Origin of the sequence: Muriicola sp. (assembly GCF_049669965.1) — a bacterium.
Taxonomy (GTDB): domain Bacteria; phylum Bacteroidota; class Bacteroidia; order Flavobacteriales; family Flavobacteriaceae; genus Muriicola.
On sequence record NZ_JBATLB010000084.1, the window covers coordinates 1 to 1,773 of the forward strand.

Genomic DNA, 1,773 nt, shown 5'->3' on the forward strand with positions numbered 1-1,773 from the left:
TTTAACTGGATGGTAAAACAAATGCCCTTTATTAAGGAGAATTTTCAGAATATCAGGGCCGATATCTATCCCATTCGCTTATGGACGGTGTCTGTTTTTCTTTTCGGAACACTGCCGGTGGCCATTAAACGAGGTGCGGGAAATATCCTGATTGGAAATGAATACGACACCACGGTAAAAGGAAATTATCACGGAATAACCCATTATCATGGCTTGTACGATCAAAGTAAGTATTTTGATAACACGCTGACCCGTTATTACGATAAAAAGGGATGGAATATTAGGCAGTATTCCATTTTAAGGTCCTTGTCCGAATTATTGATCTTAAAGATCCTGGTAAAAAGGTACCCGGAGTTACAACAGCATCAGGTTTCCTGTCATGCTGCCCATTCAGAAGGTGGCAAGATGCTGCCTTGCGGGGCCTGTGAAAAATGCCGTCGGATCATTGGGATGCTTATGTCGCTCGATGAAGATCCCAGGCGATGCGGCTATACAGATGATCAAATTAAAAAAGGATTGGCGGCACTGGAAAAGAGGGGAGTGAAGCAATTGGGGAGCGATGCAGCCCACTTGTATTTTTTGCTGGTATCTAAAGGTCTTATTGAAGTCACAGAACACACGCAAAAATTGGCCAAAAAGCACGAGGAGATCGTCTCATTGAGATTCGACAAAGAACGCAGTAATATTGCAGACATCCCGGTTTATATACGTAAACCCCTGTTAGAGATACTCTCCAAATATTCAGAAGGAAGTGTACAACTTCATGAACGGAAATGGCATACTTTTGCGCCCGATAAGGGCTTTTTAGAGAAACCTTATTTTTTAATGAAAGATGATGAGTAAAAAAACAAATAGTTCCACTTTTATGTGGGAAGAAATGACCTGGCCGGAGATTGAGGCCTATCTGAAGAAAGTAGATACGGCTATCCTCCCATGCGGGGCCATAGAGCAACACGGACCTCATTTACCTGTAGACATCGATTATTTTGACGCCAAATACATGGCCTTTAAAGTAGCAGAAGCCTGTAGTGATCCCAAACCTTTTGTGTTACCCCCCATACCTTTTGGGGTATCCTACCACCATGACGATTTTAAAGGCACTTTGAGCGTTACCAATGATGCTCTTTCCCGCTTTGTATATGATCTTGGAATGAGCCTTGCTAAAAACGGTATTAAAAAGATAATTATACTAAATGGCCATGGCGATAACGCGCCTACCCTGCATTATGCCGCACAAATGATTAACAGAGACGCAAAGATCTTTGTTTGTGTGGACACTGGGGAGACAAGTGATACAGCCCTATACAATCTAATAGATACCCCAAACGATATTCATGCAGGGGAAATAGAGACCAGTACCACCCTTGCTATTAGACCAGAGTTGGTTCAAATGGATAAGGCCGTGAATCAAACCTTGGAATTTGGGAGTAAATTCCTGGATTTTGATAATGACCAGGGGGTAAATTGGTATGTGAGAACAAATAAGATATCCGAAAGCGGGGTTATGGGTGATGCCACCAAAGCAACCGCCGAAAAGGGAGAGAAGATGTGGGAACTAATGATTCATCATATGGTCAAATTTGTCGATTCCATTAAGGATTCCTCCCTGGCCGATCTGTATCAAAAACGCTATTAATGGTCATAAATAAGGTCTCTTATGAGCGCTTAGACCTCACTTTAACGGTTCCGTATACCATTGCCTATGAAACCGTCAGTAAGGCTAGTAATTTTATACTTAAAATTGAAACAAATTCGCACTTGGTCGGCTACGGT

General features: G+C 42.2%; 1 protein-coding gene and 1 pseudogene. Both read left to right on the forward strand.

Translation table 11 applies throughout. The features are described 5' to 3' along the window. Positions 1 to 843: pseudogene (locus tag WBM49_RS04655) on the forward strand (hypothetical protein); the annotation flags it as partial. Beyond that, positions 836 to 1,636 (forward strand): creatininase family protein, encoded by an 801-nt coding sequence (locus tag WBM49_RS04660; RefSeq protein WP_424370902.1) that lies wholly within the window; start codon positions 836 to 838, stop codon positions 1,634 to 1,636. The pseudogene WBM49_RS04655 and the gene WBM49_RS04660, both read left to right, overlap by 8 nt. Positions 1,637 to 1,773 lie beyond the last annotated feature (137 nt).